The 20589-nt window shown below is 72.4% G+C and carries 18 protein-coding genes; 9 read left to right on the top strand and 9 right to left on the bottom strand.

Annotation, left to right across the window (positions count from 1 at the left end; genetic code table 11):
- Positions 1–15: 15 nt before the first annotated feature.
- Positions 16–3351 (bottom strand): ATP-dependent DNA helicase, encoded by a 3336-nt coding sequence (locus F6J84_RS05760; RefSeq protein WP_150972119.1) that lies wholly within the window; start codon positions 3349–3351, stop codon positions 16–18.
- Positions 3312–6440: an ATP-dependent helicase gene (locus F6J84_RS05755; protein ID WP_150972117.1), complete on the bottom strand. Its 3129-nt coding sequence runs from the start codon at positions 6438–6440 to the stop codon at positions 3312–3314. The genes F6J84_RS05760 and F6J84_RS05755 overlap by 40 nt, the downstream gene beginning before the upstream one ends.
- Before the next feature lie 133 nt (positions 6441–6573).
- Here F6J84_RS05755 and F6J84_RS05750 point away from each other — a divergent pair, with 133 nt between their 5' ends.
- Both F6J84_RS05750 and F6J84_RS05745 read left to right on the top strand, forming a co-directional pair.
- Entirely contained in the window at positions 6574–6798 is a 225-nt protein-coding gene (locus F6J84_RS05750) for a DUF3107 domain-containing protein (protein ID WP_150892150.1), read from the top strand.
- 4 nt (positions 6799–6802) lie between these two features.
- Positions 6803–7093, top strand: coding sequence for a hypothetical protein (locus tag F6J84_RS05745; protein WP_150972115.1), 291 nt, complete (start codon positions 6803–6805; stop codon positions 7091–7093).
- A 49-nt stretch (positions 7094–7142) separates the two neighbouring features.
- On the opposite strand, the gene F6J84_RS05740 is transcribed toward F6J84_RS05745, so the two are convergent.
- Positions 7143–7859, bottom strand: a complete 717-nt coding sequence (locus F6J84_RS05740; protein WP_420846178.1) for a ferritin-like fold-containing protein — start codon at positions 7857–7859, stop codon at positions 7143–7145.
- A gap of 135 nt (positions 7860–7994) precedes the next feature.
- On the opposite strand from F6J84_RS05740, the gene F6J84_RS05735 reads away from it, so the two are divergent.
- Complete coding sequence (locus tag F6J84_RS05735; RefSeq protein ID WP_150972113.1) at positions 7995–9446, top strand: DEAD/DEAH box helicase; 1452 nt, start codon at positions 7995–7997, stop codon at positions 9444–9446.
- A 38-nt stretch (positions 9447–9484) separates the two neighbouring features.
- On the opposite strand, the gene F6J84_RS05730 is transcribed toward F6J84_RS05735, so the two are convergent.
- Entirely contained in the window at positions 9485–10354 is an 870-nt protein-coding gene (locus F6J84_RS05730; RefSeq protein WP_150972111.1) for a PHP domain-containing protein, read from the bottom strand.
- An 82-nt stretch (positions 10355–10436) separates the two neighbouring features.
- On the opposite strand from F6J84_RS05730, the gene F6J84_RS05725 reads away from it, so the two are divergent.
- Both F6J84_RS05725 and F6J84_RS05720 read left to right on the top strand, forming a co-directional pair.
- Positions 10437–11456, top strand: coding sequence for an endonuclease/exonuclease/phosphatase family protein (locus tag F6J84_RS05725; RefSeq protein ID WP_150972109.1), 1020 nt, complete (start codon positions 10437–10439; stop codon positions 11454–11456).
- Positions 11457–11490: 34 nt separating this feature from the next.
- Entirely contained in the window at positions 11491–12912 is a 1422-nt protein-coding gene (locus tag F6J84_RS05720) for an aminopeptidase P family protein (protein ID WP_150972107.1), read from the top strand.
- 48 nt (positions 12913–12960) lie between these two features.
- Here F6J84_RS05720 and F6J84_RS05715 read toward each other — a convergent pair whose 3' ends face one another.
- A complete protein-coding gene (locus tag F6J84_RS05715; protein ID WP_191905764.1) occupies positions 12961–13662 on the bottom strand; it encodes a YflT domain-containing protein in 702 nt (233 codons plus the stop codon).
- 72 nt (positions 13663–13734) lie between these two features.
- Here F6J84_RS05715 and F6J84_RS05710 point away from each other — a divergent pair, with 72 nt between their 5' ends.
- From F6J84_RS05710 to F6J84_RS05700, 3 genes are read left to right on the top strand one after another with little or no spacing between them, the layout of a single operon-like run.
- Positions 13735–15003 (top strand): magnesium transporter MgtE N-terminal domain-containing protein, encoded by a 1269-nt coding sequence (locus F6J84_RS05710; protein WP_150892144.1) that lies wholly within the window; start codon positions 13735–13737, stop codon positions 15001–15003.
- Complete coding sequence (locus tag F6J84_RS05705; RefSeq protein ID WP_150972106.1) at positions 15003–15605, top strand: DUF1003 domain-containing protein; 603 nt, start codon at positions 15003–15005, stop codon at positions 15603–15605. The genes F6J84_RS05710 and F6J84_RS05705 overlap by 1 nt, the downstream gene beginning before the upstream one ends.
- The gene (locus F6J84_RS05700; RefSeq protein ID WP_150972104.1) at positions 15589–16743 is read left to right on the top strand and encodes an Mrp/NBP35 family ATP-binding protein; all 1155 of its coding nucleotides are present in this window, start codon (positions 15589–15591) and stop codon (positions 16741–16743) included. Before F6J84_RS05705 ends, F6J84_RS05700 begins: the two co-directional genes overlap by 17 nt.
- Before the next feature lie 123 nt (positions 16744–16866).
- Here F6J84_RS05700 and F6J84_RS05695 read toward each other — a convergent pair whose 3' ends face one another.
- Positions 16867–17247: a twin-arginine translocase TatA/TatE family subunit gene (locus F6J84_RS05695; RefSeq protein ID WP_150892141.1), complete on the bottom strand. Its 381-nt coding sequence runs from the start codon at positions 17245–17247 to the stop codon at positions 16867–16869.
- Positions 17248–17317: 70 nt separating this feature from the next.
- Here F6J84_RS05695 and F6J84_RS05690 point away from each other — a divergent pair, with 70 nt between their 5' ends.
- A complete protein-coding gene (locus F6J84_RS05690; protein WP_150972101.1) occupies positions 17318–17959 on the top strand; it encodes an O-methyltransferase in 642 nt (213 codons plus the stop codon).
- 59 nt (positions 17960–18018) lie between these two features.
- Here the strand turns inward: F6J84_RS05690 and F6J84_RS05685 are convergent, their stop codons facing one another.
- From F6J84_RS05685 to dapE, 3 genes are all read right to left on the bottom strand, one after another.
- Positions 18019–18189: a DUF3117 domain-containing protein gene (locus F6J84_RS05685; protein WP_150892139.1), complete on the bottom strand. Its 171-nt coding sequence runs from the start codon at positions 18187–18189 to the stop codon at positions 18019–18021.
- 102 nt (positions 18190–18291) lie between these two features.
- The gene (locus F6J84_RS05680; RefSeq protein ID WP_238702608.1) at positions 18292–19506 is read right to left on the bottom strand and encodes a hypothetical protein; all 1215 of its coding nucleotides are present in this window, start codon (positions 19504–19506) and stop codon (positions 18292–18294) included.
- Positions 19491–20564 carry a succinyl-diaminopimelate desuccinylase gene (gene dapE, locus F6J84_RS05675; protein ID WP_150972099.1) on the bottom strand — a complete coding sequence of 358 codons (1074 nt, stop codon included), beginning with the start codon at positions 20562–20564 and terminating at the stop codon, positions 19491–19493. Before dapE ends, F6J84_RS05680 begins: the two co-directional genes overlap by 16 nt.
- Between the last annotated feature and the right edge of the window lie 25 nt (positions 20565–20589).

Raw genomic sequence — 20589 nt, 5'->3', positions numbered from 1 at the left:
CGGACGACGCCGGACTCACCCCCGCATGACGCGGTCCTCCGCCACGTAGTAGAGCGCGACGTCGATCTCGTCCAGCGGCACTCCGTGGCGCTCGTGATAGGCGCGCCGGTAGAGCTCCAGCTGCACCATGCGCTCCCGCGCCTCGTCCGCGTTGCGCGGCGCGCGTCCGGTCTTCCAGTCCACGATCTCGATGCGGCCGCCGCGGTCCTCCCGCCGGTACACGGCATCGAGCTTGCAGACGACGACGTGCGGCCGGCCGTCGAGCCCGACGTGACGGAAGTCGATCTCGGTCTCGACCTCGATGGGCTGCAGGGGCCCCCACTCGGACCGCTCGAACGTGTCGACCAGACGGTCGAACGCGGCGTCCGCATCCGCGCCCGCCGGATCGCCGTCCTCCGAGGAGTCCCACAGTGCGTCATCGAGGGACGTCATGGCGCTCATCCCGGCCCGGCGCTCCACCCAGGCGTGGAACCGGGTGCCGAGCGTCGTCTCGGTGTAGGGGCGCTCGGGGAGGGGGCGCTCCACCGCCGCGACCGCGGACGCGTAGTCCGCGACGAAGTCCTTGTAGGCGGAGGCGGGGATGCGGACCGGGGCATGGCCCGGAGTGGGACGCATCCGTTCCTCGCGTTCGGCCAGGAGGAGCGCGAGCTCCTCGTCCGGTTCCACCCGGGGCGCGGCGAGCGCGGCCGTCACGGCGGACGCGGCTGCGGTGATCGCGGGGCGCCGGGCGCCCAGCGGATCGATCGGCCAGGTCAGTGTGCGCACCACGTCCGCGTACGGGTTCTCCCCCGGGTCCTCCTCGGGCACGGGCAGGCCCAGGGCCTCCCCCATCTCGCGCAGGAAGGGGCTGAGCGGACGCGGCCTGCTGGTCCCGGCCCAGAATGACCCGGTCAGGAGCAGGTGGTCGCGCGCCCGGGTCACGGCGACGTAGGCGAGGCGGCGGTCCTCGTCGAGGGCGCGCCGACGATGCGCCTCGATGAACGCCTCGCGGGCACGTCGCAGGGCCTGCTGCGTGGGCGACTGCGCTCCCGACCATTCGTAGACCGGGAGCCACGCGGCATCGCCGCGGAACTCGTACGGCAGCACCCCCGCACCGAGCCAGCCCCGCGTCTCCCGCGGCGCCGTCGGCAGCTCGCCCTCCACCAGGCGCACGACGGCGACCGCGTCCCACTCCAGCCCCTTGGAGCCGTGGATGGTGAGCAGCTGGACCACGTCCGGCTCGGGCGGATCCGTGCGGGGCGCCAGGTCATCGCTCCGTTCGGCGTGGTCGAGCCACGCGAGCAGGCTCGTGATGCTGCCGTGCTCGTCGGCGGAGAGGAAGGCGCCGACCTCGTCCACGAAGGCGCGGACCTGCGCGGAGGCGGTACGCGCCGGTCCCCGCGTCTCGTTGGCGGCGAGTTCGATGTCCAGCCGCAGCTCGATCTCGATCGCGCGGATGAGTTCGGGGATCGGCAGCGTCCCGGCGGCCTGACGGAGTCCGGCGAACACGGCTGCCGCGTCCCGCAGCCGCTCACGTCCCGCGGGGGTGAACTCCGCGAGCCAGCCGTGGTCGGCACGGTGACGGAGGAAGAAGTCCAGCGCGTCGATCAACGACCCGCGGTCCTCCGCCCCCGTGGCGCGCAGGCGCGCCAGCACATCCGCGTCGACCGGCGCCCCACCCGCATCGTGCCGGGCGATCCGGCGGCCGAGGTCGGCCAGCCGGGCGAGGTCCGCCACGCCGATGGCCCAGCGCGGACCGGAGAGCAGCCGGATGAGGGACGATCCCGCCGCCGGGTCGCTGACCACCCGGAGCGCGCTGACGATGTCCACGATCTCGGGAGTGGTCAGGAGCCCGCCCAGTCCCAGCATCCGGTACGGGATGCCGTGGCGGGCGAGCGCCTCCGCGAACCGCGGCATGTGACGCTTCGCCCGGAAGAGGATGGCGGCGGTCGTCGTCTCGCCGCGGGCGGCCCGTTCGCGACGGACCTCCGCGAACCAGGCGGCCACGGCCTCCGTCTCGGCGTCGAGGTCGGTCCGCGCCTCGATACGCACGTCTCCCGGTGCCGCGCCGGGGCGGGCACGCAGCTCCCCCACAGCCCCGGACGAGCGCGCCGTCAGCGGCGCGAGCACGGCGGTGGCCGCGGCGAGCACCGCCGGACTGTTGCGCCAGCTGGTGAGCAGGCTGAAGCGCGCGCAACCCGTGGTGGGCGCGAACGCAGCCGGAAACCCCTCGAGGTTCCCCGCACTCGCCCCGCGCCATCCGTAGATCGCCTGGTTGGGGTCCCCCACCGCCATGACGGCCGTGGACGCGAACAGCCGCGCGAGCAGCAGCGTCTGCACGACGGAGGTGTCCTGATACTCGTCGAGCAGGACCACGCGGTAACGGTCGCGGAGCTCGGCCGCCACGCCGGGGTCGGCCAGGGCGATCTCGTACGCTCCCGCGACCTGGTCGGCGAAATCGATCACGCCGAGGCGCTGCTTGCGCTCGGCGTACGCCCGGGCGAGCCGGGCGAACAGCGCCAGGCGGTCGACCGCCGCGGCATCCGTCCGCACCTCGGCGTACACCGTGGTCCGAGCGGTCTCCGATGGCCGTTCCAGGACGTCCCGGAACCGCTCCGGGAACCGCTCCAGCTCCGCCAGGTCGACCAGGTTGTCCACGCTGTCCCGAGCCACGCGCAGCGCGTTGTCGATCAGCGTGCGCAGTGCCCCGTCGTACCCGTCGAGCTCCCGGTCCTCCGACGTCAGCACCACCCGCCGCATCAGCAGCCAGGCCGCCGATTCGGACAGCACGACGGCCTCGGCGTCACGTCCGATCCGCACCGCGTGCTCGCGCACGATCGCATCGGCGAAGCTGTTGTAGGTGGCCACGGTGGGGCGGTCCAGCAGATCGTCCACCGCCGGGACCTCCGGCTGCGGGGTGCCGCCCGGGACCACGAGCGCATCGAGGGCGGCGCGGCGGGCATCCTCGCCCGCGCCCGCTCTCTCGAGTTCCGCGAACACGGCCAGAGCGCCGCTCCGGTGCAGATCCTCGAGGCGCTCGAGGAGGCCGCGGCGCTCGAACTCCGCCAGCCGCGCGAGCCGGTGCTGGATGCGCTCCGCGAGTTCGCCCGCGGCCTTGCGGGTGAAGGTGAGCCCCAGCACCTGATCACGGCGGACGATGCCGTTGGCCACCAGCCAGACGACGCGGCCGGCCATCGTCTCGGTCTTCCCGCTCCCCGCACCGGCGATCACCAATGCCGGTCCGAGCGGTGATTCGATGACCGCGGTCTGCTCGTCCGTCGGCGGGAACTGCCCGAGGGCGGCGGCGATCGCCGCGGCACTGATCCGGCCGGTCACGAGGCGCTCACCGGAGGCACGGTGTGGATGCGGCATAGACCGTGACCGAAGTCGTCCCGGCAATGCTCCTCGTACGGTGCGCGGAACGCCGCGCCGCTCATCACGGCGGCGGCCGTCTGGAGCCGGGCGAGGAACGCCGCGCGCGCGCCCTCGTCCAGCGGATGCTGCGTCGGGGTCGTGAAGTCGTGCCGGGTGCCGGGCTGCAGGACGAGCAGCCGCGCCCCCGCGCCCTCCCGCCCGCCGGCGTCGGGGACCGCGCCCGCCGCCACCGCCACCTGGTAGGCGGCCAGCTGCGGATGATCGGCGACCTTCGCGTCCGTGTGCGGCACGCTCTTCCCGGTCTTCAGATCGACGATCACCACGCGGTCGTCCGGTGTCGCCTCCACCCGGTCGATGGTCCCCGAGAGGATGATCGGCTGCGCCTCGGGATCGCCCGCGAACGGCAGCGGGACCTCGAACCGCGATTCCGCCCCCAGGAGCCGCCCGCCGGCGGCCTCGAACTGACGCAGATACGCCGCCAGCCTGCGCACCAGGTCGCGGGCGCGGGCCCGTTCGGCCCGCTCGCGCCACGGCGCCTCGAACTCGAGCTCGCTCCACCGCGACTCGACCGCGGCCCACAGCGATTCGGCGTCGGGTCCCGCCGTCTCCAGCGCGTGGTGCACGAGCGTGCCCAGACCCGCCGTGACCGTCCCGGGGTCGCCGCCGAGATCCCCGATGACCCAGTCGAGTTCGCAGCGTTCCAGAGCCTCCACCCGCGACGGCGACACGCGCACGCTCTCCGCCCGCGGATCGCGCAATGCCGCCGTGGAGCTCGGCTCCACGATCCCGTACCAGGAATCCGGATGCGCCCCCGCCACGCGGGCGTCGGCGAGCAGCGCCAGCTGCGCCGCCGCGTGCTCGCGCGCAGCCGCCGACGATCCCGGCGAGGACAGCATCCGGCGGTGCGCCGCGACCAGTCCGCGCAACGACAGCGGGTGCACGACCGGCGCGGGAACCGCGTCGGGCAGGATCTCGAGGAAGGGGCTGGGCGCGTGCGCGTCGTCGTCGACGGCCGTGACCACGAGCGCCCGTTCGGCCCGGGACAGCGCCCGGGCGAACAACCGCAGTTCGTCGTGCAGCACCTCCCGGCGACGGTCCAGCGACGACGACGGCACCGCATCCGGCAGCCGCGCCTCGGACAGCCGCCAGCCCTGCAGCAGCGTCCCCCGCAACCGCGTGTTCGGCCACACGCCGTCCTGGAGACCCGCGATCACCACGGTGTCGAACTCGAGACCGAGCGCCGCCGTGGGGGTCAGCACCTGGACGCGCTCGCGGCTGCTGGGCACCGTGAACAGGTCTTCGGCCACATCGCTGTCGAGGATGCCGCGCACGAAGACCATCGGGTCCGCGACCCCGCCGTCCTCCGCCCGCTCGCCGAAGCGCTTGGCCGCCTGGACCAGTGCCACGATCGCGTCGAGGTCACGCCCGGCCTGCTCGGCGAGAGGCCCGTTCCCCGCGGCCGTCTGCACCCAGACCCGCTGGAAGCCGCTCCGCGACCACGCCGTCCAGACGAGCTGATGCGCGCTCGCGCCCTCGTCCAGTTGGGTGCGCAGCAGCGCCAGCGTCTCGGCGACCTTCGCCGCGCGGAGCGCCTCGCGTGTGCCCAGCAGGACCAGCTCGGTCGGATGGCGCAGTCCCGACGCCAGGAGTTCCCGCGCGCTGCGGGTTCCCCCGGCCGCGATCTCCGCCTGCCGGAGCGCTGCGCGGAGGCGACGGAGGTCCACGGGGTCCAGTCCCGCCGCGAGCAGCGTCTCGGCCGGGTCCGCCACCGCATCGTCCGCCGCGGCCCCGATCACGCCGACGAGGTTGCGTACGCACCCGCGGCGTCCCAACGGCTCGACGAGCCCCGGCGCCCGTGCCGGCACCTCACGGGCGGAAAGCTCCGTCTCGAGCGTCGCCACCTGCCGGGAATCGTGGGCGATGACCGCGCAACGATGCCATGGCACGCCGTCCCGGAGGTGCCGCTCCCGCAGCAGCCGGGCGATCGCGTCATGCTCCTCCACCGCGGAACGCGCCAGCAGCACCCGGACGGAGTCGTCGGCGCCCGTCATCCGGGGTGCGGCGCGGTGCGCCACGATCCCGGCCGCCCCGATGCGCTGCGTGACGGTGCGCACCACGTCCTCCTGGGCCGGCGTGCCGCGGTGCACCGTCCGCAGCACGGACGCCCCGCCCAGGGCGTCGGCCAGGCGCGCGAAATGCTCGGGCCGCGCGCCGCGGAACACCCCGGACCCGATGTCGGGATCGCCGAACGCGGTCACCGCCACCCCGCGGTCGTGCAGGGCCTCGAGCAGCGCCACCCCGCCGAGGGTGAGCTCCTGCGCGTCGTCGACGAGCACGGCGCGCAGCCGGCGGACGGCGGCGAAGGCCGGGTCCGCGTGGTCGAGGCGTCGGACGAGGGCGACGGCCTCGTCCACCAGCCCCGCCGCGTCACGATGGGCGGCGCGCAGGCTCGCACGCACGTCGTCGTATTCCGCGATGAACCCGGCCAGCGCCCGCCACACCGGCACCTCGCAGCGATCGGCGAGTTCCACCAGATCCCCCGCCGTGATGCCGAGAGCCGTGCATTCCGCGACGAACGCGCGCACCTCGCTCCGGAACGCCCGGGAGGAGCGGACCGCCGCCCCGAAGCCCTCGGGCCAGCGCGACGGCAGGCCCTCCGCCTCGTCCGCCTCATCGCCGCGCAGCAGTTCGTGCACGATCTGGTCGTCGTCGGCACCGGTCAGCAGCCGGGGAGCCGGCTGCCCCTGCTGCACGTCGTACGCACGCACGATCTCGAAGGCCAGGGAGGCGAGCGACCGGGCGGGTGGCCCGGAGCGGGCGCGACCCATCGCGAGGGAGAGGCGATCGCGCAGTGCCGTCGCCGTCTGCCGGGTCGGCGTCAGCACGAGGACCGCGTCGGGATCCAGCCCGCCCGCCACGAGCGCGGCGGCGCGGGCCACGATGACCGCGGTCTTGCCGCTACCGGGGGCACCGACCACGACGCCGGAGGCGGCCGGACCCCGGGAGATCACGGCGACCTGGTCGTCGTCCCAGGCGAGCTGCTCGGATGCCGGAGCAGCCCCGGTGCGCGCGGTCACGGTTTCCATCACCGCAACGCTAACCCGAGGCACGGACATGCGTTCGCCCACAGCGTGCGCGCCGCCATCCCCGCGCGAGTCCGGGCGGGCGGAGGGCCGCTAGGCTCGACACGTCCCCGAGTCCGACCAGAGAGGCACATCCGTGGAGATCCGCATCGGCATCGCTAACACCGGCCGCGAACTGAACTTCGAGACTGACCAGCCCGCCGACGTCGTGAAGAAGTCCGTCGCGGACGCCCTCGGCGAAGGTGCCCCGTTCGTCGGATTCACCGACGTCAAGGGGAACTCCTACCTGGTCCCCTCCGCCGCGCTCGCCTACATCGAGCTGGGCACCGAGGAGACGCGCCGGATCGGCTTCGTCGCCTGATCCGATGCAGATCCTCCTCGCGTTCGTCTTCGGCGCGGCCGTCGGCCTGATCGCCCACTTCGTCCTGCCGGGCCGCGAGCTGCGCGGTGCGGCGCTCGCGCCCGTGGCCGGGACGCTGGTCGGCGGTGCCGTCTGGCTCGCGCTCACCTGGGCCGGGATGGGCACGGACAACCCGCTCATCTGGTTCGCCTCGGCACTGGTCCCCGCGATCGTGGTCGTTCCCGGTATCGCCCTGCTGACGCGCTCCCGGCGGACGCGCGACGCCCGCACCGCCGAGCGTCTCGGGATCGCCTAGAACAGGTCGTCCCGCGCCGCCGTCCCGCGCCGCCGTCCCGACGGAATGGTCAGGAGGACAGGCCCATGGACTCCATCCGGCGGGCGTGCGCGGCCATCAGCTGCGTGAACACCGGCTCGACGCGTTCCTCCAGCGCCGCCCCGTCACCGGTGCGGCGCAACGCGGACCGCGCGATCAGCAGCGTGTCGCCGACGAGCCGGCGCCCCCACATGGCCAGCAGCGACGACCACTCCCGGTCAGACGCGATCGTGTCCTTGATGATCTCCACGATCACCTGGCGGTCGTCGTCCGCCTCGAGGGTGCGGGCGACCCGGCGTCCGGTCTCCCCGTAGCTGGCCGACAGGGCGACGTAGAAGTCGTCGAGCATGCCCGCCGTGATGTGCACCGAGATCAGCGTCTCCTGCGGATGCACGCCGTGCGTCGCCGTCCGGAAGGCGTCCAGCGGCTCGCGGAACGGCAGCATGAGGGCGGTGGGATCGTCACCGCGCTCACGGATGACGGCCACCAGCGCCTCGTGCTTGCGCAGGGCCGCCCCCGCCGCACGCGAGAGGGATTCCTTCCGCGCCAGCTCGGGCGTCGCGGAGATCAGTTCGCTGAGCGTCTCGAAGAACCCCAGCTGCAGGTAGGCGGCCTGCCCGAGGAAGATGTCCACCTCGGGGGCGAGCTCCGCGAAGTCGACGCGGACGGCGCCGTCCAGGTCGCCGCGCGAACGCAGCCGGAGGGCGCGCACCGCGGGGGCACGGCGACGTCGCAACCAATCCCACACGCGGTACAGCCTACGGCTCGGGTATCGTGGGTTTGCGCCCCGGCATCGGACCGGGGCCACCGCGCCTGTGCCGAGAAGAGGGCGTGGACTACCGCCGGCGGACTCTCACCGCCCTCGACCAGACAGGTTCATATCGTGACGACCTTCGCCGAACTCGGCGTAGACCAGGACATCATCGACGCCCTCACCGCGCGCGGCATCGTCGATGCATTCCCGATCCAAGAACAGACCATCCCGCTCTCGTTGCCCGGCCAGGACATCATCGGCCAGGCCAAGACGGGCACCGGCAAGACCTTCGGCTTCGGCATCCCCGTCGTCCAGCGCCTGGGCCTCGACCCGGCGCCCGGCGTCAAGTCGCTGATCGTCGTCCCCACCCGCGAACTCGCGGTGCAGGTGTACGAGGACATGGACATGCTGACCTCGAACCGCTCGACGAGCGTCGTCGCCATCTACGGCGGCAAGGCGTACGAGGGGCAGATCGACCAGCTCAAGGCGGGCGCGCAGATCGTCGTGGGTACGCCCGGGCGACTCATCGACCTGAACAACCAGCGGCTCCTGGACCTCTCCAACGCGACCGAGGTCGTCCTGGACGAGGCCGACAAGATGCTGGACCTCGGCTTCCTCGCCGACATCGAGAAGATCTTCCAGAAGGTCGCCCCGGTCCGTCACACGCAGCTGTTCTCCGCCACCATGCCCGGGCCGATCGTCGCCCTGGCCCGCCGGTTCATGTCGAACCCGATCCACATCCGCGCCACCGACCCCGACGAGGGTCTGACGCAGGCGAACATCCGCCACCTCGTCTACCGGGCGCACTCGCTCGACAAGGAGGAGGTCATCGCCCGGATCCTGCAGGCCGAGGGCCGCGGCAAGACCGTCGTCTTCACACGCACCAAGCGTGCCGCGCAGAAGCTCGTGGACGAACTCAACGATCGCGGCTTCAACGCGGGTGCCGTGCACGGCGACATGAGCCAGGAGGCGCGCGAGCGCTCCATGGCGGCGTTCAAGGCGGGTAAGAAGGACGTCCTCATCGCCACCGACGTGGCCGCCCGTGGTATCGACGTCGACGACGTCACCCACGTCATCAACCACACCATCCCGGATGACGAGAAGGCGTACCTGCACCGCGTCGGCCGCACCGGCCGTGCCGGCAAGACCGGCATCGCCGTGACCTTCGTGGACTGGGACGACCTGCACAAGTGGGCCCTGATCAACCGTGCCCTCGACTTCGGTCAGCCCGAGCCCACCGAGACCTACTCGTCCAGCCCGCATCTGTTCGAGGACCTCGGCATCCCGGTCGGCACCAAGGGCCGGCTGCGCAAGCTCCCCGTCGCCGGCGCCACCGGCAGCGTCCCCACCGTGTCCGCGTCGCGGCCGGCGGAGAGTTCCGACGCGCCCCGGCGTCGCCGCCGTCGCGGAGCCGCCTCCGACACCGATGGTGCACCGGTCGCGACCCAGGACGCCCCGCCGCTCGAGGGCCGCGGCACGCACGACGGTGGCGGCACCGAGCACCACGACGGCAAGGCCACGGCGTCCCGGCGTCGCCGCCGCCGCGGCCCGCGTCCCGATGGGGCGCCCGCCGCGTCCTGACCCGAGCGGCGTCTCCGACGCACCGCGCCCCCGGCTCGCTACGGCGAGACGGGGGCGCTTCCGTGCGCGCGCTCGATGATCCGGGCGACCATCTCCTCGCTCGTCGTGTTCTCGCCGGGGCGGTTCGGCTTGCCGGCGCCGTGGTAGTCGCTCGAGCCGGTCACGATCAGATCGTGCCGGCGGGCGAGGTCGCGCAGGACCTTCTTGCCCGCCTCCGTGTTCTCCCGGTGGTCGATCTCGAAACCCGCCAGCCCGTGGGCGATCAGCTCCTCCAGCACCGGCACCGGCATCATCCGGTCCCGTCCGGCGGGCGTCGGGTGCGCGATGATCGGCACGCCCCCCGCCGCCACCACGAGATCCACGGCGGTGACCGGGTCCGGAGCGTAGTGGGATTCGTAGTAGCCCTGACGCGGGTGCAGCACGGTGGCGAACGCGGCGGAGCGATCGGCGACGATCCCGCGCGCCACGAGGGCGTCCGCGATGTGCGGGCGGCCGACGGTGGCGTCCGCCGTGGTCTGAGCGAGCACGTCGTCCCAGGTGAGGTCGTAGTCCCGTCCGATGTTCGCGACGATGCGCTCGGCACGGCCCATCCGGTCCTCGCGGATGCGGGTCGTCTCCGCGAGGAGCGCCGCATCCTCCGGATCGAACAGGTACGCGAGCAGGTGCACGCTGCGCCAGCCGTGCTGGGCGCTCAGTTCCATGCCGGGCAGCAGCGTCATCCCCAGCGACACGGCGGCGGGCGCGGCCTCCGCCCAGCCCGCGGTCGTGTCGTGATCGGTCAGGGCGACGGTGCGAAGGCCCGCGGAATGCACAGAGCGCATCACATCCGCGGGCGGCTCGGTCCCGTCGGAGTACGTGGAGTGCAGGTGCAGGTCGGCGGGTCCGTGGAATCCGCGGCCGCTCGTCATGCTCCGAGCGTAGCGTGCGGCTCCGCCCCCGCCGCGGCATCGTGTCGGCCGATGCACAGCCTCCCTGCATAAGCTCGACATCGTGCGTCGTCTCCTGGGGATCCTGCTGACCGTGCTCTGCGCGATCGGTGCGGCGGTCGTCACCTGGCCGGAGTTCTTCCGTCTCGAGCGCACGTATCCCCTGGCCCAGGTCATCTCCTTCCGAGGACTGATCGTCGCCGGATTCGGCGCGCTGCTCCTGGTCGCGCTGCTGTTCGCAGCGATCCGCCCCATCCGGCGGATCGCCCTGTCACTCGCGGCCGTCGCCTTGATCGCGGTCGTGGTGAACGCCGCGGTCGTCGGGACGCGGGGAACCGGGACCGGGACGCTGCCGGAGAAGACCGAGAGCAGCATCCGCGTGATGACCTGGAACACCGCGGGGGACGCCACGTCACCGGCGACGATCGCGCAGACCGCCGTCGCGATGGGCGCGGACATCGTCACGCTCCCGGAGACGACGATCGAGACCGGCGGGCAGGTCGCCGTCGCCATGCGCGACCTCGGTCAGCCCATGTGGGCGCACCACACCGAGTACGGCTCGGACGGCTGGGCGGCGGATTCCACCACCATCCTCATCTCGCCCGCACTGGGCAGCTACGCCGTCACGGCCGCGTCGCAGGACGGGTCCAGCAACACCTCCACCGTGCCGAGCGCCGTCGCCATGCCGATCGACGGGAACGGTCCGATCGTCGTCGCCGCGCATGCCGTCGCGCCCCGTGAGGACTTCATGGTGGATTGGCGTCACGACCTGCAGTGGCTGGCGGACCAGTGCGCGGGCGAGAACATCATCCTGGCGGGCGACTTCAATGCAACGATCGACCACATGAGCCGGCTCGGCACCGACGGCGGCACCCTCGGACGCTGCCGGGATGCGGCAGTCCTCACCGGCAACGGAGCGGTGGGCACGTGGCCGACGAGCTATCCGCCCCTCGCCGGCGCACCGATCGACCATGTCCTGGCGACACCGGACTGGACCCCCACCGGTTCCGTCGTGCTGGGTTCCCTCGACGCGGCCGGCGGCGACCACCGTCCGCTCATCGTGCAGCTCGAGCGCACCGGCTGAGCCCTTCCCCAGGCCCCGGTGGGAGACTGGGGTCATGTCAGAATCAGCGGACACCTCTCCCGAGACCCTCGCTCCCGAACCGGGGACCGAGCAGCCCTCGAATCGCAGACAACCGTTCCCGGCGGGATTCCTCGCCACGATCTCCGAAGGCTGGGTCGAGCGCCCGGAGACCGTCGGCGCCCCTCGGGAACAGGCCGGGTTCGCCGCGCGCCGACGCGCCGCGCTCTCCGCGATGTTCCCGGGTTCGCGGCTGCTCATCCCGGCCGGCGAGCTGAAGACGCGCAGCAACGACACCGACTACCCCTTCCGGGCCCACTCGGCGTTCGCCCATCTCACCGGATGGGGCGCGGATGCCGAGCCCGGCGCCGTGCTGGTCTTCGAGCCTCGGGAGTCCGATGGCCATGACGTCATGCTGTACTTCCGCGAACGCGCCGACCGCACGACGGCCGAGTTCTACGGCGACGCGACGGTCGGCGAGTTCTGGATCGGCCCGCGCCCGTCCCTCGCCGCGGTCGCGGCGGACCTCGGCATCGCGACCGCGCACATCGACGCGCTCCGCCACACCGACGCCGACCGCACGGTCGACGAGGACCCCGAGCTGACCCGGGTCGTCTCCGAGCTGCGGCTGGTCAAGGACGAGTACGAGATCGCTCAGCTGTCGCTCGCCGTCGAGGTGACCGCATCCGGTTTCGACGACATCGTGCGCGAACTCCCCCGGATCACGTCCCACCCGCGCGGGGAGCGCGTGGTGGAGGGCGTCTTCCACCTGCGCGCGCGCAGCGACGGCAACGGCGAGGGCTACGACACGATCGCCGCATCCGGACCGCACGCCTGCTACCTGCACTGGACGCGCAACGACGGCGCGGTCCTGCCCGGCGACCTCATCCTGGTCGATGCCGGCGTCGAGGTGGACAGCCTGTACACCGCCGACATCACGCGCACGCTCCCGGTCAGCGGTCGCTTCACGGACGTGCAGCGCCGCGTCTACGAAACCGTACGGGAGGCCGCCGACGCCGCGTTCGCGGCTGCACGTCCCGGCGTGCTCTTCCGTGAGGTGCACGCGGCAGCGATGGCCGTGATCGCGAAGCGGGTCGCCGAATGGGGGCTGCTGCCGGTGACCGCCGAAGAGGCGCTCGACGCGGACCGCGGCGGCCAGCACCGCCGGTACATGGTCCACGGCACGAGTCATCACCTCGGGATCGACGTGCACGACTGCGCCCAGGCACGGCGCGAGATGTACTACGACGGCGTCCTGGAGCCGGGCATGGTGTTCACGATCGAACCCGGGCTGTACTTCCAGGCGGACGACATGACCGTTCCCGAGGAACTGCGCGGCATCGGCGTCCGCATCGAGGACGACGTGCTGATGACCGCCGACGGTCCGGTCAACCTGTCCGCGGCGATCCCGCGCACCGCCGACGAGGTCGAGGAGTGGATGGCACGCCTGAGCGCGTAGCCGACGGGCGCGGGCGGGGCATGCCTCGCCCGCGCACGCCGGGACCGGTCAGGAGCGGTCGGAGTGTCCCGGGTCGGGGTCGATGCGCTCCCCGTACCGGGGCGGAGCGGGCGGGGCGTCCTTGCGCTCGTCGTCCGGCGTCGAAGAGGGTTCTGCGGGCTTCGGCGGCACGGGAGCGGCGGGATCGATCCGCTCGCCGTAGCGGGGTGCGGGTCGGGGCGTGGCGGCATCCGTCCCCTGCCCCGCGAAGGGCGTGGGCGCGGCCGGTGCGGCGGTCGCCATCGGCGCCGCACCCAGCGCCGCGCGCGCCTTGCCGAGGTGGGTGGAGGTCACGCGCACCTCGTAGTGGTCCGCGACGACCTGCATGACCGAGGCGAAGTCCCGGCGGCGACGGACGAACGAATACATGATGATGTTCATGAGCATCCCGATCGCCATGCCGACCAGAAGCACCCCCACGAAGGCCTGGATGGCGACGGTCGGGGTCCCCAGGACGAAGATGAAGGCGAACAGCACACCCAGGACGAGCCCGTTCACGGCTCCGGAACGGGCCGCCGCACCGTAGCCCAGCCGTCCCGTGATGCGCTCGATCGAGCGGAGCCCCTGGCCCACGATCGCGATCTGCTTCGCCGGCACATCGGCCGCGATCAGGGACGAGACCGCTTTCTGCGCGCCCTCGTAGTTCGGGAAGGACGCGACGGTCTCCCCCGCCTCGGCGGAGCCGGCGGTAAACGGTGTCCCCATGCTCATGCACCTATCTTGTCACGGCCTGCTCCGCCAGGACCGGGCGCCCGGCGCACCCCCCGGTCTACGCTGGAGGGTGTGAGCACACAACGGGTCTTCGTCGCGCGCCTGGCCGGATGCGCGGTCTTCGATCCCGCCGGCGACCGGCTCGGAAAAGTGCGCGACGTGGTCGTCATCTACCGCCCCAACGACTCCCCGCGGGTCGTGGGCCTCGTGGTCGAGATCCCGGGCCGGCGCCACGTGTTCGTCTCCATCGGACGCGTCACGAGCGTCGACACCGGTCAGGTCATCACGACCGGCCTCATCAACGTGCGCCGCTTCCAGCAGCGCGGCGGCGAGGTCCGCGTCATCGCGGAGCTCATCGGGCGCAAGGTCACCTTCGCCGACGGGTCCGGGCAGGCCGTCATCGAGGACGTCGCGATCGAGCGGAACCGCCTCGGCGAGTGGGACGTGGGCCAGTTGTTCCTGCGCAAGCCGAAGACGAGCGCGTCGCCTTTCGCCAAGGGGCCGACCACCTTCGCCTACTGGAGCGACGTGCATGAACGTCAGTCCCCCGGTGAGGCGCAGTCCGCCGAGCACCTCGTGGCCAGCTACTCCGACCTGAAGGCCGCGGACCTGGCCAACACCCTGCTCGATCTCCCGCCCGAGCGCCTGCTCGAAGTCGCCGAGGAGCTCTCGGACGATCGCTTGGCCGACGCGCTCGAGGAGATGCCGGAGGAGGAGCAGGTGCACATCCTGGAGGCCCTCGGCGAGGAGCGCGCCGCCGACATCCTGGATGCGATGGAGCCGGACGACGCCGCCGACGTGCTGGCCCAGCTCCCCGAGGACCAGCGCGAGGAGCTGCTGGACCTCATGGAGCCGGACGAGGCGGACGACGTCCGTGCCCTCCTGAAGTACGGTCCCGACACCGCCGGTGGTCTGATGACCCCGGAGCCGATCGTGCTGTCGGCGGAGAACACGGTCGCCGAGGCGCTCGCGCTCATCCGTCGCCATGAGCTGCATCCCGCGCTCGCCGCGGCGGTCTTCGTGACGCTCCCCCCGTTCGAGACGCCCACCGGTCGCCTGCTCGGCATCGTGCACTTCCAGCGGATGCTGCGCTATCCGCCGCACGAACGCCTCGGCCCGATGATCGACGACTCGATCGAGCCCGTGCCGGCCACGGCATCCGCGCAGGAGGTCGCGCGCCTACTGGCCAGCTACAACCTCGTCTCCCTGCCCGTCGTCGACCCCGCCCACCGCCTCGTCGGCGCGGTCAGTATCGACGACGTGCTCGACTACCTGCTTCCCGACGACTGGCGTACGGGCGACGCGGAAACGCACGCCCCGCTCGCCGGAGGCCGCCCGTGATGGCGCGGCCCGGCCGGACGCGCGTGCCCTCACTGGATGCGCCCCGGGGCCGCACCGGGATGCTGAACCGCACCCCCCAGCCCTCCCGGGACCGCTTCGGCCGGTTCACGGAGTCGATCGCCCGTGCCATGGGGACCCCCTGGTTCCTCCTCGGCCTCAGCCTGTTCTGCATCATCTGGCTGGCGTGGAACACGCTGATGCCCGCGGATCTCCGCTTCGATGCCGCCTCGAACGGCTTCACCGCGCTGACCCTGGTCCTGTCGCTCCAGGCGTCCTATGCCGCGCCCCTCATCCTGCTGGCGCAGAACCGCCAGGACGACCGCGACCGCGTCCAGATCGAGCAGGACCGCCAGCGCGCGGAGCGCAATCTGGCGGACACCGAGTACCTGGCGCGCGAGATCGTCGCGCTGCGCATGGCGATGACCGACGCGTCGAACGTCGCGGTCACCCGGGACGTGCTCCGCGACGAGCTGAAGGCGCTCCTGGAGGATCTGGACGGCCGGGCCGCCGGCGAGCCGGATCACCTGACGGCGGAGCGCGAGGAGCGTCGTCGTCGTGCGGACCGCAGGGAGAGGGCCGAACGGGATGCCCGTGAACGCTGACCAGCCGCTCGCCGAGCGCGTCCGGGCCGCCGTGAGCGCCGTCTCCGACCCGGAGCTGCGCCGCCCGCTCGGCGAACTCGACATGATCCGCGACGTGACGGCGACGCCTGCCGGCATCCGCGTCGACGTCGCCCTCACGATCGTCGGGTGCCCCGCATCCGACCGGATCGAGCGGGAGGTACGCGCCGCCGCCGAGACGGTGGCGGGCGGCACGCCCGTCGAGGTGGCGCTGGGCGTCATGACCCCGGAGCAGCGGGCGGAGCTCACCGAGCGTCTGCGCGGCGGCCGGAGCCGCGGCATCCCGTTCACCGCAGACAGCCTGACGCGGGTGATCGCGGTCACGAGCGGGAAGGGCGGAGTCGGCAAGTCCACCCTCACCGCCAACCTCGCCGTCGCCCTGGCGCAGAGCGGACGGTCGGTCGGTCTGATCGATGCGGACGTGCACGGCTTCTCCATCCCGGCGCTCCTCGGTCTCGTGGATGCGGAGGGGCGCACGACCCGGCCCACCCGGATCGACGACCTGATCGTGCCGCCGGTCGCATACGGCGTGAAGACCGTGTCGATCGGCATGTTCCTGCGGGAGGGGGACGAGGGCAGGGCCGTCGCCTGGCGCGGCCCGATGCTGCACCGGACAGTGCAGCAGTTCCTCACGGATGTGTGGTTCGGCGACCTCGACATCCTCCTCATCGACATGCCGCCCGGCACGGGCGACGTCGCCATCTCGATCGGTCAGCTGCTCCCGCACGCCGACGTGCTCGTGGTCACCACCCCTCAGCAGGCGGCGGCCGATGTCGCGGTGCGCAGCGGTCTCGTCGCCCGGCAGACGGGCCAGCGGGTCGTAGGGGTCGTGGAGAACATGGCGCCGCTCACCCTCCCCGACGGGACCGTGCTGGATCTGTTCGGCTCCGGCGGCGGCGAAGAGGTCGCGAGGGCACTGTCGGCGGATGCCGAGCCGGTCCCGCTGCTCGGTTCCGTGCCGCTGAGCCCGGCGCTGCGTGCGGGCGGCGACTCCGGACTGCCCGTGGTGCTCGGCACTCCGGACGACCCCGCCGCGCGGGCGATCGACGCGATCGCGACGGCCCTCGTGTCGTCCGGCCCGCGGCTGGCCGGACGGTCGCTGCCCTTCGGGGTGCGCTGAGCGCGCCCGCACCTCGAACGCGCGCGGAGCCCGTGCCGCGTTCGCGCGATCCTGCGAAGTTCGCGGCGGGCGCTCAGAACGCGCGCCGGGCGCCCGCGGGAACGTGTCCGGCGGAGCCGCGGCTCAGGTCGCCTCGTCGTCGTAGGGCGGTTCCTCCCCCGACGCCGCGTCGTGGCGCGGCGGCTTCGGAGCGGCGGCCGGGGCGACCGCTGCGGCCACACCCGCGGCGCGGACGGTCGCGGTGGGCGGGTCGTCCAGCAGCGCCTCCCGGATGATGCGGCGGGGGTCGTACTGCCGGGGGTCGAGTTTGCGCCAGTCGACGTCGTCGAAGTCGGGGCCCATCTCGTCCTGCACCCTGGTCTTCGCTCCGCGGAGGAAGTCGCGCGCACGCCCTGCGAACCGCGCGAGCGACTCCGCGTAGCCGGGCAACCGCTCGGGACCGATGAGGAAGGCGGCGATCACGCCGATCAGCAGCAGCTTCTCGATCGTGAGCCCGAAGAACATGCCTTCAGATTACCCGCCGCGCCTGCCGGTTCCTCGCCGCCGGCGCACGTAGGCTGGCTGCGGAGGAAGCATGCCCGGACACGACGCGAGCGACAGGTTCGCCCACGAGGCCATCATCGAACCCGATTGGATCTCCCGCGCACGCACACACGCCCTCGAGCTGGGCGCGGACCCCATCAGCGCACCCGTGGGAGCCCAGGTGGCGGTGCTCGCCGCGGCGTCCCGCGCGCAGAGCATCGTGGAGATCGGCACCGGTGCCGGGGTCTCCGGGCTCTGGCTGCTGCACGGCGCCCCCCGTGCCGTGCTCACCACGATCGACAAGGAGCCGGAGCACCTCGCGATGGCACGCCGTGGCTTCACGGACGCCCGCGTCGCGCCCACGCGCACCCGGTTCATCACGGGCCGCGCATCCGACGTCCTCCCGCGCATGAACGAGGCGTCGTACGACATCGTGTTCGTCGACGCCGACCCGGAGGGCGTCATCGAGTACGTCGAGCACGGCCTCCGCCTGGTGCGTCCCGGCGGCCTGGTCCTCGTCCCCCGAGTGCTGGCGGGCGGGGCCGTCGCCGACCCGGTGCGCCGCGACACGGTCACGACCTCGTACCGCTCGCTCATCCAGGAGACCCAGAGCTCCCCTGCCGTGATCGGCGCCCTCTCCATCGTCGGTGAGGGACTCCTCCAGCTCACGACGGTCGGCGACACCTCACGCTGAGACGGTGATGGCCGGCTCCTCGAGAGGACCGGCCATCACTGTGCTTTCGACGTCGCGACTCAGGCGCCGACGACCTCGCTCAGCACATCGTGGAGTTCCTTCGCTTCGGCGTCGTTGACCGAAACCACGAGGCGACCGCCTCCTTCGAGCGGAACCCGCACGATGATGAGGCGCCCCTCCTTCACAGCCTCCATCGGCCCGTCCCCGGTTCTCGGCTTCATGGCTGCCATCGTGGCTCCCTTTCGTCGATGTCTTTAGACGGCAAGTTTATCCCGGTCAGCGCCATCCTGGACGCATCCTGTGCGCAGACGCCCTCGCGCCGTCATCGCGCGTCACGGCACACGCAGGAACGTGTTCGCCTGCGCATACATGTTGTAGATCCACCACCACTGCGCGCCGAGGGCCCCGGCCAGCACCACCAAACGCCAGATCGTGCTGCGCGGGACGGCGAACGCGCCGGCCAGCGGACTGAGCGGGAACAGCAGCCGCAGCGTGCTGGACTGCGGGAAGAAGACGGCCAGGAGGTATACGAGGTAGGCGACCGACCACAGCCGGATCTCCACGCCGAGCCGACGCACCTGCGGCAGCCACAGGGCGGCCGCCACCGCGATCAGGAGCAGGGCGAGCGCGGCGTAGCCGAGGAGATGCGGCCACCCCAGCACATCGGCCCAGAACCGCGTGCCGACCAGGAATCCGTCGAACGGCAGGAAGTGCGCATCCGATCCCGGCAGCCAGATGCGCCGCCAAGACAGTTCCGTCTCGAGGTACGCGCCCGGCTCGCCCGTGACGACCGCGGCGATCACCTGCCAGGAGAATCCGACCGCGGCGGCGAGCAGCCCCAGCAGGACGATGTGGACCACCTCCCGCGCCGGCAGTGCCTCCGTGCGGCGCCGGAACCAGCGCCAGATGCCGTACAGCGCGAGGAACAGGGAGAACGCCAGGATGCCGGGTCGGGTGAAGCCCATCACGGGGATCAGCAGGTAGAGCCACAGGTAGCGCCGCCGCATCACCTGCAGGAGCGCCAGGAACAGCCAGAACAGGAAGAGTGATTCCGCGTACCCCACCTGGAAGAGTGCGGCGAGGGGACCCGCGGCGAAGAAGACGACCGCCCACGTCGCCGCGCCGCGGTCCAGTCGGAGGCGCAGCATCCGGTAGAGCACGAGGCTCGCGCCGTAGCCGGCGACCACCGAGATCGTCACCGCCGCCGCCGGCCAGCTGCCCAGCACGGTCCCCAGCGCAGCCGCCAGGTACGGGTAGACCGGCATGAACGCCCAGGCGTTCTCCACGACGAGACCCGCCTCCCGCGGCAGCTCCGCGGGATAGCCCGCCTCGGCCACGAGCCAGTACCACGCCGCGTCCCAGCCCATCGCGAGATCGCCGATGGTGGCCTCCGGGCCGAAGCGGGACCCCGGCCCGGAGATCCCGGCCGCCGCGAGGAAGAATCCGGTCGTGACGATGCGGGCGGCGAGGTACAGGATGCCGATGCGGGCGGCCGCGGGAAGGCCCTGCCACCCCGTGCGGTGCGGCGGTGTCAGCTGCTCAGCCACGCCCGGAGTCCGCGCTCGACGTCCTCGATCTGGGCGAGCGGCACGCGCTCCTCGTCGTGGTGGGCGAGGCTCGGATCCCCCGGACCGTAGTTCACCGCGGGCACCCCCATCTCGGAGAACCGGGCCACATCCGTCCAACCGTACTTCGGCCGGGGTTCGGCTCCGACGGCGGCGAGGAACTCCTGCGCCAGCGGCGCGTCGAGGCCGGGACGCGCACCGGAGGCGCGGTCGACGACGTCGAGCTCGAAACCGGCGAACACGTCCCGCACGTGGGACTCCGCCTCGGCCACGGTGCGGCTCGGCGCGAAACGGTAGTTGACCTCGACCTCGCACAGATCGGGGATGACGTTGCCGGCGATCCCGCCGCTGACCCGGACCGCGTTGAGGCCTTCCCGGTAGGCCAGGCCCTCGACCTCGATCGTTCGCGGCCGGTACTCGGAGAGTCGGGCGAGGATGGGCGCCGCGGCGTGGATCGCGTTCTCCCCGATCCATGCGCGGGCACTGTGCGCACGGACGCCGCGGGTGCGGACGACGGCACGCAGGTTCCCGTTGCACCCTCCCTCGACCTGGCCGTTGGACGGCTCGCCGAGGATGGCGAAGTCACCGGCGAACAGGTCGGGACGGGTGCGGGCGAGACGGGTGAGGCCGTTCAGCTCGGCATCCACCTCTTCGTGGTCGTACCACATCCAGGTCACGTCCACGCGAGGGTCGGTGAGCTCTGCGGCGAGCTTGAGCTGGACGGCCACGCCGCCCTTCATGTCCACCGTGCCGCGCCCCCAGAGGGTCGGCACCCCGTCGACGTCCACGAAGCGGCTGGGGACGTTCGCGTTGATCGGCACGGTGTCGATGTGCCCGGCGATGACGACGCGCTGCGGGCGGTCCAGCTGCGTGCGGGCCACGATGGTGTCGCCGTCGCGGTAGACCTCCAGATGCGGCAGAGCACCGACCGACGCCATGATCGCGTCGGCGAGGGTGGTCTCCTCTCCGGAGACGCTCGGGATGTCGCAGAGTGCCCGGGTGAGCTCGACGGAGCCCAGGGAGAGGTCGAGCTCGGTCATGCCCCCACTCTACCGAGGTGCGCGC

Origin of the sequence: Microbacterium caowuchunii, assembly GCF_008727755.1 — a bacterium.
Lineage (GTDB): Bacteria > Actinomycetota > Actinomycetes > Actinomycetales > Microbacteriaceae > Microbacterium > Microbacterium caowuchunii.
Note: the sequence above shows the minus strand (reverse complement) of the source record. Positions and strands in the feature narration are given on the sequence as shown.